We start from the raw sequence: 13,673 nt of genomic DNA, 5'->3' as shown, positions 1-13,673 counted from the left end.
CAGGGTTCACCGGGTTGGCGCTGTTGCTGCGGTTATGCCTTTACCTTGTTGCGGCGGTTGGTGATCGCCATGGAGACGAGGACCAACAATACGGCGACGAGGAACATGGTCGTACCGATGACATTGATCTGAACGGGTGTGCCGCGCTGTGCCGAACCCCAGACGAACATGGGGAAGGTGACGGTCGAACCCGCGTTGAAATTGGTGATGATGAAGTCGTCGAAGGAGAGCGCGAAGGAAAGCAGCGCGCCTGCCGCGATTCCGGGGGCCGCGATGGGCAGGGTGACGCGCAGGAACGTCTGCACCGGTCCGGCGTAGAGGTCCTGGGCGGCCTGTTCCAGGCGCGGGTCCATCGACATCACGCGGGCCTTGACGGCGGTGACGACGAAGCTGAGGCAGAACATGATGTGGGCGATCAGGATGGTGTAGAAGCCCAGCTGGGCTCCCATGTTAAGGAACAGGGTGAGCAGCGAGGCGGCCATGACGACCTCGGGCATCGCCATCGGCAGGAAGATCAGCGAGTTGATCGCGCCGCGGGCGCGGAAGCGGTAGCGGACCAGCGCGAAGGCGATCATCGTGCCGAGGAGCGTGGCGCCGATGGTGGCCCAGACGGCGATCTGGAGGCTGATGGAGAGCGAACCGCACATGTCGGCGACACCGCACGGCTTCTCCCAGGCGTCCAGCGAGAAATGCTGCCACTCGTAATTGAAGCGCCCCTTCGGCTTGTTGAAGGAGAAGACCGTGACGATGACGTTCGGAAGGAGGAGATATCCGAGGGTCAACAGGCCCGCGATGACGACGAAATGACGCTTGAACCAGCGTACGACGGCCATTTAAACCAGATCCTCCGTCCCGGACTTGCGAATGTAGATGGTCACCATGGCGAGAATGGCGGCCATGAGGATGAAGGAGAGCGCGGCGGCTGTCGGGTAATCCAGAATGCGCAGGAACTGCGTCTGGATGACGTTTCCGATCATGCGGGTGTCGGTGGAGCCGAGGAGTTCGGCGTTGACGTAGTCACCGGCCGCCGGGATGAAGGTCAGCAGGGTGCCGGAGACGACGCCGGGCATCGACAGCGGGAAGGTGACCTTGCGGAAGGTGGTGAACGGCTTGGCGTAGAGGTCGCCGGCCGCCTCGTGCAGCCGTCCGTCGATGCGTTCCAGCGAGGTGTAGAGCGGAAGCACCATGAACGGCAGGAAGTTGTACGTCAGTCCGCACACCACGGCGAGTGGCGTGGCGAGGACGCGGTCGCCGGAGGTCCAGCCGAGCCAGTTGGTGACGTCCAGGACGTGCAGCGTGTTGAGGACGCTGACGACCGGGCCGCTGTCCGCGAGGATCGTCTTCCAGGCGAGAGTGCGGATCAGGAAGCTGGTGAAGAACGGCGCGATCACCAGGATCATGATCAGGTTCCGCCAGCGTCCCGCGCGGAACGCGATGAGGTACGCCAGCGGGTACCCCAGCAGCAGACAGAGGATGGTCGCGGCGGCGGCGTAGAGGACCGAGCGCAGGAACTGCGGCCAGTACTCGGACAGCGAGTCCCAGTAGGTCACGAAGTGCCAGGTGACCTTGTAGCCGTCCTCCAGGGAGCCCGTCTGGATCGACGTGGAGCCCTGGTAGATCATCGGCAGCGCGAAGAAGACGATCAGCCAGAGAATGCCGGGCAGCAGCAGCCAGTACGGCGTCCAGCGGCCCCTCTTCTTGCGCGGCGGCTTCTCCTCCGGCGCGGGCGCCAGGGGCGGCGCCTCGGTGACAGCGGCCATCAGGCGGCCTCCTCCTCGATGTCGACGCCGGCGTCGATGTCCTGCGCCGCGTCGAGGCCGAAGGTGTGGGCCGGGTTCCAGTGCAGGACGACGTCGGCGCCGGGCCGCAGCCGGAGGTCGCGGTCGATGTTCTGGGCGTAGACCTCGAACTCGGGGCAGACCGGGCTGTCGATGACGTACTGGGTGGAGACGCCGATGAAGCTGGAGTCGGCGATCTTGCCGGTGATGCGGTTGCGGCCGGCCGGGATCTCGCCCGCGTCGTCGGCGTGCGTGAGGGTGATCTTCTCCGGGCGTACGCCGACCAGGACCTTGCCGCCGGTCGTCGTGGGCGCCGAACATCGCGCCTCGGGGAGGACCAGCTTGCCGCCGCCCGCCTTGAGGATGATGTCGTCGCCGCTCTTGGAGTCGACCTCGGCCTCGATGAGGTTGGAGGTGCCGAGGAAGTTGGCGACGAAGGTGGTGTTCGGGTTCTCGTAGAGGTCGCTGGGCGAGCCGAGCTGCTCGACGCGCCCCGCGTTCATCACGGCGACCGTGTCGGCCATGGTCATGGCCTCCTCCTGGTCGTGCGTGACGTGGATGAAGGTGATGCCGACCTCGGTCTGGATGCGCTTGAGCTCCAGCTGCATCTGGCGGCGCAGCTTGAGGTCGAGGGCGCCGAGGGGCTCGTCGAGGAGGAGCACCTTGGGGGTGTTGATCAGCGCGCGGGCGACCGCCACCCGCTGCTGCTGGCCGCCGGAGAGCTGGTGCGGCTTCTTGCGTGCCTGCTCGCCGAGTTGCACCAGGTCGAGCATGTCGACGACCTGCTGCTTCACCGACTTGATGCCGCGCCGGCGCAGGCCGAAGGCGACGTTCTCGAAGATGTCGAGGTGCGGGAAGAGGGCGTACGACTGGAAGACGGTGTTCACCGGCCGCTTGTACGGCGGGAGGTCGGTGACTTCCTGGTCGCCGAGGTGGACGGTGCCGGAGGAAGGTTCCTCCAACCCGGCGATCATGCGCAGGGTGGTGGTCTTGCCGCAGCCCGAGGCGCCGAGCAGGGCGAAGAAGGAGCCCTGGGGGACGGTCAGGTCGAGCGGCTGTACGGCGGTGAAGCCGTTGTCGTAGGTCTTGCTGATACCGGAGAGGCGGACATCGCCGCTGTTGTCCTTGGTGTTCATCGTCGTCACGCCCCTGTGAGCTTTGCGAACTTCTGCTGGTAGGCCGTCTCTTCCTTCGAGCTCAGTGAGCGGAAGGCGTGCGACTTGGCGGCCATGGCCTTGTCGGGAAGGATCAGCGGGTTGCTCGCCGCCGACTTGTCGATCTTGGCGAGGTAGGGCTTCACGTCCGCGACCGGGCTGACGTAGTTGACGTAGGCGGCGAGTTCGGCGGCCGGCTCGGGCTCGTAGTAGTAGTCGATGAGCCGCTCGGCGTTCGTCTTGTGGCGTGCCTTGTTCGGGATCAGCATGTTGTCGGTCGACGTCATGTAGCCGGCGGCGGGGATGACGTAGCCGACGTCCGGGTTGTCCGCCTGGAGTTGCACGATGTCGCCGCCCCAGGCGACGCACGCGGCGAAGTCGCCCTTGGTGAGGTCGGACGTGTAGTCGTTGCCGGTGAAGCGGCGGATCTGGCCCTTGTCGACGGCCTTCTGGAGGCGGGCGATGACCGCGTCGTAGTCGTCGGTGGTGAACTTCGCCGGGTCCTTGCCCATGTCGAGCATGGTCATGCCGACGCTGTCGCGCATCTCGGTGAGGAAGCCGACGCGGCCCTTGAGCTTGGGGTTGTCGAGAAGGTCGGAGATCGACTTCACCTCGACGCCGTCGAGCGCCTTCTTGTTGTAGGCGATGACGGTCGAGATGCCCTGCCACACGTACGAGTACGCCCGGCCCGGGTCCCAGTCGGGGCTGCGGAACTGGTCCGACAGGTTGGCGTAGGCGTGCGGCAGGTTGGACGCGTCCAGTTTCTGGACGTAGCCCAGGCGGATCATGCGGGCGGCCAGCCAGTCGGTGAGGACGATCAGGTCGCGGCCGGTGGACTGGCCGGCGGCGAGCTGCGGCTGGATCTTGCCGAAGAACTCGTCGTTGTCGTTGATGTCCTCGGTGTACTTGACCTTGATGCCGGTCCGCTTGGTGAACGCCTCCAGCGTCGGACGGTGGTTGCCGCTCTCGTCCGTGTCGATGTACTCGGGCCAGTTGGAGAAGTCGATCTCCTTCTCCGTGGCCGAGTGGTCGTCGGCGGACACGCCGCCCTGGGTCTTGCCTGCCGCGGGGATCCCGCAGCCGCTCAGGGCCCCGAGTCCGCCGACCGCGAGCGCGCCGCCCGCGGAGGCGCGCAGCACCGAACGGCGGGTCATGGCGGACCGGCTCTTGCGGAAGCTGCGCCGCACGGCGGCCACTTCGGCCGGGGTCAGGCGGTCGGGCTCGTACTGCTTCATGCGCGTGCTGCCCTTTCGGGAGGAGACGGCCGCGGCTCGGGCGGCCGTCAGTTCTGCTATCGGTCCCCGAAGATCGTGCGGTGCCAGTCCTTCCTGGCCACTGCGGTGTTGTCGAACATGACGTGCTTGATCTGCGTGTATTCCTCGAACGAGTAGGCGGACATGTCCTTGCCGAAGCCGGACGCCTTGTATCCGCCGTGGGGCATCTCGCTGATGATCGGGATGTGGTCGTTGATCCACACGCACCCGGCCTTGATCTCGCGGGTCGCGCGGTTGGCCCGGTAGACGTCCCGGCTCCACGCGGAGGCCGCGAGGCCGTACGGGGTGTCGTTGGCGAGCGCGATGCCCTCGTCGTCGGTGTCGAAGGGCAGGACCACGAGGACCGGGCCGAACAGCTCGGACTGCACGATCTCGCTGTCCTGGGCGGCGTCCGCGACCAGGGTGGGGCGATAGTAGGCGCCGTTCTTGAGATCTCCCTGAGGAGCCTCGCCGCCGGTCACCACGCGCGCGTAGCCACGCGCCCGGTCGACGAACCCGGCGACGCGGTCGCGCTGGACGTGCGAGATCAGCGGCCCGAGGTCGGTGCCCGGGGCGAAGGGATCGCCGACCCGGACGCCCGCCATGAGGGCGGCCGTCTTCTGGACGAACGCGTCGTAGAGGGGCCGCTGCACGTACGCGCGCGTGGCGGCCGTGCAGTCCTGCCCGGTGTTGATGAGCGAACCGGCGACGGCTCCGTTGACGGCGGCTTCGAGATCCGCGTCGTCGAAGACCACGAAGGGTGCCTTGCCGCCCAGCTCCAGGTGGAGGCGCTTGACGGTGGCGGTCGCGATCTCGGCGACGCGCTTGCCGACGGCGGTGGACCCGGTGAAGGAGGTCATGGCCACGTCCGGGTGACCGACGAGATGCTCACCGGCGACCTTCCCCGCGCCGGTGATGATGTTGATGACACCGTCCGGGATGCCCGCCTCGGTGGCGGCCTGCGCGAACATCAGCGAGGTGAGCGGGGTCAGCTCGGCGGGCTTCAGGACGATCGTGTTGCCCGCGGCGATCGCCGGGAGGATCTTCCAGGCGGCCATCTGGAGGGGGTAGTTCCAGGGCGCGATGGAGCCGACGACACCGATGGGTTCACGGCGTACGTACGACGTGTGGTCGCCGGAGTACTCACCGGCGGACTGCCCCTGCAGATGCCGTGCGGCACCGGCGAAGAAGGACGTGTTGTCGATCGTCCCGGGGACGTCGAACTCCCGGGTCAGCTTCAGCGGCTTACCGCACTGGAGGGACTCGGCGCGGGCGAAGTCGTCCGCGCGCTCGGCGAGTACGGCGGCGAAACGGTGCAGCGCGTCGGAGCGCTCGCCGGGGGTGGCCCCCGACCAGGCCGGGAACGCGGCGCGCGCGGCTGCCACGGCGGCGTCCACGTCCGCCGTCCCGGCCAGCTCGTACGTGTAGACGTCCTCGCCGGTGGCCGGGTCGACGACGGCATGGGTGTGGCCCGAGGTGCCCTTGGTCAGGCGGCCCGCGATGAACTGCGCGCCGTCCGCGAAGTACTCCTGTGCGGGGAATCGTTCCGGGGTGACGCTGCCCGGGTTGTGCATGTCGCTCTCCTCCGCCTTCGCCCCGCTTGGTCCGCTGGCGGGTGGCGTAGCTCCAGCTCGATTTGAATGCCGATCCTGACAGAGCAAAGGGACTCCAACAAGTGATTCCGTTGTTGCCTTTTGGTTACGCGACGGAATCTGTCGACCAGGTGTCGAGTCCTCATGGAAAAGGGGGGACGGAGTGTCAGTGGTGCCTGCAAGACTCGCGTGTATGGACAGGATCACGGGGAAGCTCGCGGCGGGGGCCGCGGAAAAGATCGATTCGCGGGAAGCCCTGATCAGGGAAGTGCGCGCGGGGACCAGGGTCAAGTACCTGCACTTCTGGGGCCACCGGCCACGCCCGGACGGCCGCGTGAGCGCGAGCTGTCTGAGCCAGTGGTGGCCGTCGCCGTTCACCGTGGACGGGGTGACGTATGCGACCGCCGAGCACTGGATGATGGCGGGCAAAGCGCGGCTGTTCGGCGACGAGGACGCCCTTGCGCGGGTGCTGGCCGCGGGGCATCCGTCTCAGGCGAAGAATGCGGGGCGGCTGGTGCGGGGGTTCGACGAGGAGGTCTGGGCGCGGGAGCGGTTCGGGATCGTCGTCGAGGGGAGCGTGCGGAAGTTCGCGGGGGATGCGGAGTTGGGGGCGTTTCTGCTGGGCACGAGGGATCGGGTGCTGGTGGAGGCGAGTCCTGTGGACCGGGTGTGGGGGATTGGGCTGGCCGCGGATGATGTGGCGGCGGGGGATCCGGAGCGGTGGCGGGGGGCGAATTTGTTGGGGTTCGCGTTGATGGGGGCGCGGGGGCGGTTGGGGGTGGGGTGACGGGGGTGTGAGCGGCGCGGGGTGTGCGGGTGCCGGGGTGGGGGTGGGTGGTTTCGGTTGGGTGCGGGGTGCGCGTGCGTGGGGGCTGGTCGCGCCCGCGCGGCGGAGCCGCATATCGACACAGCCCCGCGCCCCTGAGGGGGTTGGGGTGAGCGGGGGCCAGAGGCGAGGGCGCGGGTGTGTGGTGGGGTCGAGGTCGGGGTCGTGGCGGTACGGCGAGCCCGCCGCTTGTTGCGCCCCTCTGGTGTTGTCACAGGTGAACGGGTTGGTGCCGGGTACCCGGCGGGCTGCGCCGCACCGCCACGACCCGCTCCCGTTTCGTCGGCGGCTGCCGGCTCGTGGACCCATCCCGGCCCGTCCGTGATCACGGGCGCGTGCACGCCCTCGGCGGGGTGTGTGCGGGGCCGGCTGCTGTGGGGGCCGCCAGGGTGGGTCAGACCTGGGGCAGGGCCGGGGCCGTCACGCTGGGGGCGGAGTTGTAGAAGGGGTCCGTGTCCGAGGTGTCGGTGCTGTCTCCGTGGTTGATGGCGAACACGATGGTGGCGATCAACGCGGCGGCCGTGATGACCCCCAGGACGGTCCCGATGATGCCCGTGATGAAACCCGCCTGGGCCTGACCTCGGTTCGTGGCCTCGCCCCGGTCGGCCCGCCTCTTGCCCTTGACGCCGAGGATGATCGCGGTGATGCCGAGGCCCAGGGAGACGACGCCGTAGAAGCAGAACAGGCAGCAGGACAGGATGCCCAGCACCATCGCGGCGGTGCCCATGTTGTTCTGCGGGGCCATCGGCATACCGGGCCAGCCGTAGCCCTGCGGGTAACCGGGGTAGCCGTAGCCACCCGGCATTCCCGGGCCGCCGGGCATTCCGGGGCCGGGGCCGTTCGGTGGGCCGGGTTGGGCGTAGCCGCCGGGGGTGTTGGGCTGGCCGTAGCCGGGAGCGCCGTAGGCGGGGAGGCCTGGGGGTGTGCCGGGTGGGCCGTAGCCGGGGGCCGCGCCGGGTGCGGGGGCTGTTGCCGAACCGGGCGGGGTGAAGCCTTCGGCCGGCATGGCGGTCACGGTGGCCTGGTTGTGCACGGACGGTGACTGCGGCTGCGGCTGGTCCTGCGGGTGGGGCTGGTTGCCGGGGGCGGGTGGCTGAGTGCCCTTCTCCAGCGATGGCCTGCTCTCCGGTGCTGCCCACGGGTCACGGTTCGCTCCCGCGCCCGCACCGGCGTCCGGCTGTGTCTGGTCCCCCACGTTCCCGTCCCCGTCCCCGTCGGTCCTTCGTTCAGAGCGACCATGCTAGAGCGTTCCGCTGACGGCTCTGCCACACGGGCTGTCGGGGATGACGTCGGGATCGGCGACGCCGGTTCCGGGCGGGGCCTGCCGACGAGCAGCACGAACGCCATCGCCGACCAGCAGCACCCCTCAGGGGCGCGGGGAACTGCGCGACCAGCCCCCACACACCCGCACCCCGCACTCAACCCAAACCACCCACCCCCGCCCCGGCACACGCACCCCGCCCCGCATCACCCCATCAACCGCCGAGCAACCCCTCCCCACCGCCTCCCCCACCCAGGCACCCCGCCCTCGCCATCCCACCCACCCCCGACCCGCCCTACCCCACCTCACCCCACGCCCCCTCCCCCACCCCGGCCTACGATGATCCCGAGTCAACGATCAGCCGATCACCCGCGTCCCGCACGGCACTGCCCGGGACGCCGTTCCGGGGAGGAACCTTGTCCGACCAGAGCTCCGACCGCAGCGCCGCAACCCCCGCCGGTCAGGCCCGTCAGGCCCGTGACCTGCATGCCTTTATCACCGGGCTGCCGAAGGCCGAGCTGCATGTCCATCACGTCGGCTCCGCCTCCCCGCGGATCGTCTCCGAGCTGGCCGCCCGGCACTCCGACTCCAAGGTGCCCACCGACCCCGAGGCCCTGGTCGACTACTTCAGCTTCACGGACTTCGCGCACTTCATCGACGTGTATCTGTCCGTGGTCGACCTCATCCGCACGCCGGAGGACGTACGGCTGCTGACCTACGAGGTCGCCCGGGACATGGCCCGGCAGCAGGTGCGGTACGCCGAGTTGACCATCACGCCGTTCTCGTCGACCCGGCGCGGGATCGACGAGCGGGCCTTCATGGACGCGATCGAGGACGCCCGCAAAGCGGCCGAGGCGGAGTTCGGGACCGTGCTGCGGTGGTGCTTCGACATCCCCGGGGAGGCCGGGCTCGAAGCCGCCGAGGAGACCGCGCGGCTCGCGACCGACGACCGGCTACGGCCGGAGGGGCTGGTGTCGTTCGGGCTCGGCGGGCCGGAGATCGGGGTGCCGCGGCCGCAGTTCAAGCCGTACTTCGACCGGGCCATCGCCGCCGGCCTGCACTCCGTGCCGCACGCCGGTGAGACCACCGGCCCCGAGACGGTCTGGGACGCCCTGAACGACCTGCGCGCCGAGCGCATCGGTCACGGCACCACCTCCGCCCAGGACCCCAAGCTGCTCGCCCACCTCGCCGAGCACGGCATCGCGTTGGAGGTCTGCCCGACCTCCAACATCGCCACCCGCGCGGTCCGCACGCTCGACGAGCACCCGATCAAGGAGTTCGTCCGCGCCGGGGTCCTCGTCACGATCAACTCCGACGACCCGCCGATGTTCGGCACCGACCTCAACAACGAGTACGCCGTCGCCGCCCGCCTCCTCGACCTCGACGAACGCGGTGTCGCCGACCTCGCGAAGAACGCCGTGCGGGCCTCCTTCCTGGACGCGGCGGGCAAGGCCCGCATCGACGACGAGATCGACACCTACACCTCGGCGTGGCTCGCCCCCTGACGGACCGGCGCGCTCCGACAACCAGCAGAATGGGCCCATGCAGAACGTGACCGCCGTGGGCCATCGCGGCGACCCCTACCGTGTCCGCGAGAACACCATCGACTCGCTGCGTTCCGCGCTCGACCAGGGCGCGGACGCCGTCGAGTTCGACGTACGGCTGACCCGTGACGGCGTCCCCGTGCTGCTGCACGACGAGACGCTGAAACGGCTGTGGGAGCTGGACCGGCCGCTGAAGTCCCTGTCCGTGGACGAGGTGCGCGGGCTCACGGACGGCCGGGTGCCGACGCTGGTCGAGGCACTGGCCGCGACCGAGGGCAGCCGGGTGATGGTCGACCTGCCCGGGCCCGCCGACCCACGGGCCGTGCGCCACATCGTCGACGCGATCCGCGAGTTCGGGGCGGACGACCGCGTGTACTACTGCGCCGGTGCCGACGCCATGCTCGCCGTCCGCGCGGCCGACCCGTCCGCCGAGATCGCCCTGACCTGGACCTCGCTCGCTCCCCCGCGCCCGGCAGTCCTCGAAGCGGTACGGCCGCGCTGGCTCAACTACCGCTTCACGCTGGTCGATCGGGACCTCACCGCCCGCGTCCACCGCGACGGCTACCTCCTCTCGGTCTGGACCCCGGACACCCGCCGCTCGATGCGCCGGCTCCTCGACATGGGCGTCGACTCGATCACCACCAATCGTGTCGACGTGCTCTGCGGGCTCAGGAAGAAGGGCTGAGGGACGCGTCCCGCCGCCCCGCCGACTCCCTCGGCGGGGCGATGGATTGAGCGTCCACCCCCTCCCCCACCCACAGCCGGATCAGCAGCGCGGCGGTCGCCTCCAGCAACCCCGCACCCTGGCCCAACTCCCCAGCAGCGAACGGCTCGCAGCCCACATCCCGCACCAACTGCCCTACGACCGCCAGGGCTTCGGCGTCGTCCCCGCTCAACGGCACGCCGAGCGGGCGGCCGTCGAACACCGGCGGCGTCAGACGCCAGACGTCCTCGTGGCAGAGGTTGAACGCCTTGACGACGTGGGCGTCGGGGCCTACCGCTGCGGCAAGTTGTTCGGCAGCGGAGGGACCACGCATGGTGAGTAGGCGGAAGCCGTCACCGACAGGGTTCGTGCAGTCGATCAACACCCGTCCGGACAAAGGGAGTTGCCGGGCCACTTCCGCTACGGCGTCCCACGGCAACGCGACCAGTACGGCGCCGGTGCCGAAGCGGGCAGCCTCACGGAAGCTGCCGGACAGGCCTCCGCGCCGCCGCGCCAGCGCCTCCGCCCGCCCCAAGTCCCGCCCGCCGAACAGCACTTCGTGTCCGGCCAGGATCCACTGCGTGCCCAGGGCATCCGCCATGCCTCCGGTGCCGAGAATTCCTATGCGCATCCGCATGCCACTCTTCATGCCACGACAGTAGGAAGCCGCTCAGGCACCATGTGGTGCGTGACCTCAGACTCGACGTACCCGACGGACTCGGTGTTCCTCGCCGACTGCCGGGCCCGGCTCGCCTTCGACCTGCTGGGCAACACCTGGAACTGCGTGGTGCTGTGGGCCCTGCGGCACGGGCCGCGACGGCCGGGTGAGTTGCGTGGGCGGATCGGTGGGATCAGTCAGAAGGTGCTGACGGAGACGCTGCGGCGGCTGGAGTTCAACGGGCTGGTGGCGCGGCGGCCGTACGGCGGTTCGCCACCGCGGGTGGAGTACGAACTCACCGCGCTGGGGCGGACGTTGCTCGACCCGATCGACGCGTTCGGGGCGTGGGCCTTCGCGCACGGTGACGAGGTCATGGCCGCGCAGGACGACTACACCCGGGACAGCCAGAGCTGGGAACGCTGAGGCACCGTCGCCGGGTCGGCCGGGGTCGTACGGGTGACGTACTGCGGTATCGGGGTGTTGTCCTTGCCGGTGTCGCGGGTGAGGCCATAGCGGGTCGCGCCCTGGGTGGGGCCGGTGGTGATGTCCTGCTCCACGGCGTCCCAGGTGGTGGGGAAGACGTTCAGGCCGTAGTCGGCGCCGCGTTCGTTGACCGTGAGGGTGACGCTGCCGTCGACGTAGAAGTACTCGTTCTGCCACATCTGTTGGGTGCCGGTGGGCAGGACGTCGTAGCCGGTGGTGGAGCTGCCCATGCCGGTGGCGGTGGTGTCGGTGGTGCTGACCGGGTCGTCCATCCGGCGTCCGCCGCCCGAGGCCACGTGGAAGAGCTTGCCCTTCAGCGCGGTCCAACTCGGCATGACCAGCGCGCCGTTGCGGTACTGCGGCGAGATCCGCCAGCGGACGAGGACGTAGTTCTGGCCGGTGCCGCCGCGTACGACGGCGGACTGCGGGCGGGGCTGCCAACCGCTCGCGGAATGGCGGTTGTCGGTGAGCCGCGTCCAGCCCTTCAGCCAGGGGTCCTCGCGGGCGGAGACGCGGACTTCGACTCCGATTCCACCGTGCCGAGTCGACCCGATCCCGTAGGGGGCAACCCCGGCAAACCCCTTGTGCGGTACGGCAGTTGCTCCGGGTAACACCAGGGGCGGGCGCCCTCCTCGCCGACGATCCCCCTACGGCCGCGCGGGACGAGGCTGATCACCGACAGCCACCGGAGATCCCAGGAGCAGCCGATGCACTCGACGCGCCCCCGCCGTCGCACCACCGTCCTCACCGCCTCCCTCGTACTCGCCCTCGCGGCAGGCCCGTTGGCCGCACCCGCGTTCGCCGCACCCCCGTCGGCCACCGCGCGGCAAGCGGCCGGACCGGACGCCGAAGCACTGCGCGCGGCACTCGCCGGGCTCCCGGATTCCGACGCGACGGCGGCTCTCGTACGGGTGGGAGGCACGGACGGGACCTGGCGCGGCAGTTCGGGGGTGCACGATCTGGAGAGCGGTGCTGCCGCCGACCCCGACGCGCGCTTCCGGGCGGGTTCGACGACGAAGGTCGTGACGGCGGCGACCGTGCTACGGCTCGCGGCGCGGGGGAAGGTCGACCTGGACGCCCCGGTCCAGCACTACCTGCCGGGGCTGCTCACGAAGGCCTTCGAGCCCATCTCCGTACGGCAGTTGCTGAACCACACCAGCGGCATCCAGGCCGGTGACGGTTTCGGGGACGCCTTCGAGGACCAGTACGCGCACCGCTTCGACACCCTCACGCCGGGACAGGTGGTGGCGTCGGCGGTGGCGAAGGGCCCGGAGTTCCGGCCGGGCGAGCGGCAGGACTATCTCAACATCAACTACACGGTCCTCGGCCTGCTGATCGAGAAGGTGACGGGCCACTCGTACGCCACGGAGGCCACCCGCCTCGTCCTGCGCCCGGCGGGCATGCGGGACACGTACTTCCCCGGCACCGACCCGCGCATCCGAGGCCCGCACAACCACGGTTACCAGCTGGTCCAACAGTCGGACGGCACAACGAAGTTCGTGGACGTCACCGAGTGGAACCAGGCCGACCGCTGGGCAGCCGGCGACATGATCTCGACGACCGCCGACCTGGAGCGCCTGATCACGTCACTGTTCCGGGGCCGCATCGTGCCGGAGCCGCAGCTGAAGGAGATGTTCACGGTCCCGGCGGGCATCGCGGGCGCCGACTACAGCGCGGGCCTGCAGCGCTTCGAGTACGGCGGCAAGGTCTACTGGCTCAAGTCCGGTGCCCGGTACGGCTACAGCACCGTCGTCCTCGCCACCCGCGACCTCTCCCGCACCCTCGTCTACTCGGTCGACTCGACGGACGCGAAGGGCGAGTCGATGAACGCGGTCGCGGAACGGATCGCGCTGGCGGCACTCAAGTAGCGGGCGCGAGGGCGGGAGTCGGCGCGGGCGTCACGGCTTCCAGCCGCTTGATCTTCCTCCGTACGACGTACAGCGGGACGATCCCGATGACCCCGAAGGACATGTCGATCACCGTCCACCAGAAGGGAATTCCGCGGATCGGCCCGCAGACCAGGGCGAGCGGAACGATCCCGGCGCAGGCGATCATCGCGAACTCGACGACCCAGATGTTGCGGACCGGGTCGCGGTAGGGGCCGTAGAAGGCGACCGCGATGACGAGGTGGGCGAAGGCCAGCCAGTCCGTGCCGTAGAGGAGGAAGGGGTAGTCGGTGTCGGCGGTGTCGAGTCCCTGTCGTACCCGCACGATCCAGTCCATGAGCGTGGGCAGGTAGTGCGGTACGGACAGGGATCTCAACACGTCCTCGGTCCAGCGGAGTTCGTGGACCAGCGGAAAGGCGGTGGCGCCGCTGAGCACCAGACAGACGACGAACAGGACCAGCCAGGCGCGGATGCCCTTCAGGAGGGCGGCTCTGTCGTTCATGGCGGCAGCCTACGCCGATAATTGAACACGTTC

13 protein-coding genes and 1 pseudogene are annotated in these 13,673 nt (G+C 69.4%); 5 read left to right on the top strand and 9 right to left on the bottom strand.

The genetic code is table 11. From position 1 onward, the window contains the following. Positions 1-32 precede the first annotated feature (32 nt). The 5 genes from OG407_RS36340 to OG407_RS36320 are packed head-to-tail and all read right to left on the bottom strand — an operon-like array spanning position 33 to position 5,759. Positions 33-833, bottom strand: coding sequence for an ABC transporter permease (locus OG407_RS36340; RefSeq protein ID WP_405863798.1), 801 nt, complete (start codon positions 831-833; stop codon positions 33-35). After that, entirely contained in the window at positions 834-1,760 is a 927-nt protein-coding gene (locus OG407_RS36335) for an ABC transporter permease (protein WP_328678297.1), read from the bottom strand. After that, positions 1,760-2,914, bottom strand: coding sequence for an ABC transporter ATP-binding protein (locus OG407_RS36330; RefSeq protein ID WP_327407046.1), 1,155 nt, complete (start codon positions 2,912-2,914; stop codon positions 1,760-1,762). Before OG407_RS36330 ends, OG407_RS36335 begins: the two co-directional genes overlap by 1 nt. 5 nt (positions 2,915-2,919) lie before the next feature. Beyond that, entirely contained in the window at positions 2,920-4,167 is a 1,248-nt protein-coding gene (locus OG407_RS36325; RefSeq protein ID WP_365309963.1) for a spermidine/putrescine ABC transporter substrate-binding protein, read from the bottom strand. A gap of 56 nt (positions 4,168-4,223) precedes the next feature. Continuing rightward, the gene (locus OG407_RS36320; protein ID WP_405863795.1) at positions 4,224-5,759 is read right to left on the bottom strand and encodes a gamma-aminobutyraldehyde dehydrogenase; all 1,536 of its coding nucleotides are present in this window, start codon (positions 5,757-5,759) and stop codon (positions 4,224-4,226) included. Between the two features lie 211 nt (positions 5,760-5,970). On the opposite strand from OG407_RS36320, the gene OG407_RS36315 reads away from it, so the two are divergent. After that, positions 5,971-6,564 carry an NADAR family protein gene (locus OG407_RS36315; RefSeq protein ID WP_405863793.1) on the top strand — a complete coding sequence of 198 codons (594 nt, stop codon included), beginning with the start codon at positions 5,971-5,973 and terminating at the stop codon, positions 6,562-6,564. 433 nt (positions 6,565-6,997) lie between these two features. Here OG407_RS36315 and OG407_RS36310 read toward each other — a convergent pair whose 3' ends face one another. Then, a complete protein-coding gene (locus OG407_RS36310; protein WP_405863791.1) occupies positions 6,998-7,798 on the bottom strand; it encodes a DUF4190 domain-containing protein in 801 nt (266 codons plus the stop codon). Between the two features lie 482 nt (positions 7,799-8,280). On the opposite strand from OG407_RS36310, the gene OG407_RS36305 reads away from it, so the two are divergent. Together OG407_RS36305 and OG407_RS36300 are read left to right on the top strand one after the other, a co-directional pair. Continuing rightward, the gene (locus tag OG407_RS36305; RefSeq protein ID WP_405863789.1) at positions 8,281-9,369 is read left to right on the top strand and encodes an adenosine deaminase; all 1,089 of its coding nucleotides are present in this window, start codon (positions 8,281-8,283) and stop codon (positions 9,367-9,369) included. A 37-nt stretch (positions 9,370-9,406) separates the two neighbouring features. Further along, on the top strand, positions 9,407-10,093 hold the full coding sequence (locus tag OG407_RS36300; protein WP_405863787.1) for a glycerophosphodiester phosphodiesterase: 687 nt from the start codon (positions 9,407-9,409) through the stop codon (positions 10,091-10,093). Here OG407_RS36300 and OG407_RS36295 read toward each other — a convergent pair. After that, a complete protein-coding gene (locus OG407_RS36295) occupies positions 10,077-10,742 on the bottom strand; it encodes an NADPH-dependent F420 reductase (protein ID WP_405868805.1) in 666 nt (221 codons plus the stop codon). The two genes, OG407_RS36300 and OG407_RS36295, sit on opposite strands and share 17 nt — an antisense overlap. A 48-nt stretch (positions 10,743-10,790) precedes the next feature. Between OG407_RS36295 and OG407_RS36290 the strand changes: the two genes are divergently transcribed. Beyond that, positions 10,791-11,192: a winged helix-turn-helix transcriptional regulator gene (locus OG407_RS36290; RefSeq protein ID WP_405863785.1), complete on the top strand. Its 402-nt coding sequence runs from the start codon at positions 10,791-10,793 to the stop codon at positions 11,190-11,192. Here the strand turns inward: OG407_RS36290 and OG407_RS36285 are convergent. Further along, a pseudogene (locus OG407_RS36285) lies at positions 11,159-11,653 on the bottom strand (sigma-70 family RNA polymerase sigma factor); the annotation flags it as partial. The gene OG407_RS36290 and the pseudogene OG407_RS36285 sit on opposite strands and share 34 nt — an antisense overlap. Positions 11,654-11,959: 306 nt before the next feature. Between OG407_RS36285 and OG407_RS36280 the strand changes: the two are divergent. Beyond that, on the top strand, positions 11,960-13,120 hold the full coding sequence (locus OG407_RS36280) for a serine hydrolase domain-containing protein (RefSeq protein ID WP_405863783.1): 1,161 nt from the start codon (positions 11,960-11,962) through the stop codon (positions 13,118-13,120). On the opposite strand, the gene OG407_RS36275 is transcribed toward OG407_RS36280, so the two are convergent. Next, a complete protein-coding gene (locus tag OG407_RS36275) occupies positions 13,113-13,640 on the bottom strand; it encodes a hypothetical protein (protein ID WP_405863781.1) in 528 nt (175 codons plus the stop codon). The two genes, OG407_RS36280 and OG407_RS36275, sit on opposite strands and share 8 nt — an antisense overlap. Positions 13,641-13,673 lie beyond the last annotated feature (33 nt).

Origin of the sequence: Streptomyces sp. NBC_01515 (genome assembly GCF_045040345.1) — a bacterium.
Lineage (GTDB): Bacteria > Actinomycetota > Actinomycetes > Streptomycetales > Streptomycetaceae > Streptomyces.
This window is presented reverse-complemented; position numbering and strand designations above follow the sequence as displayed.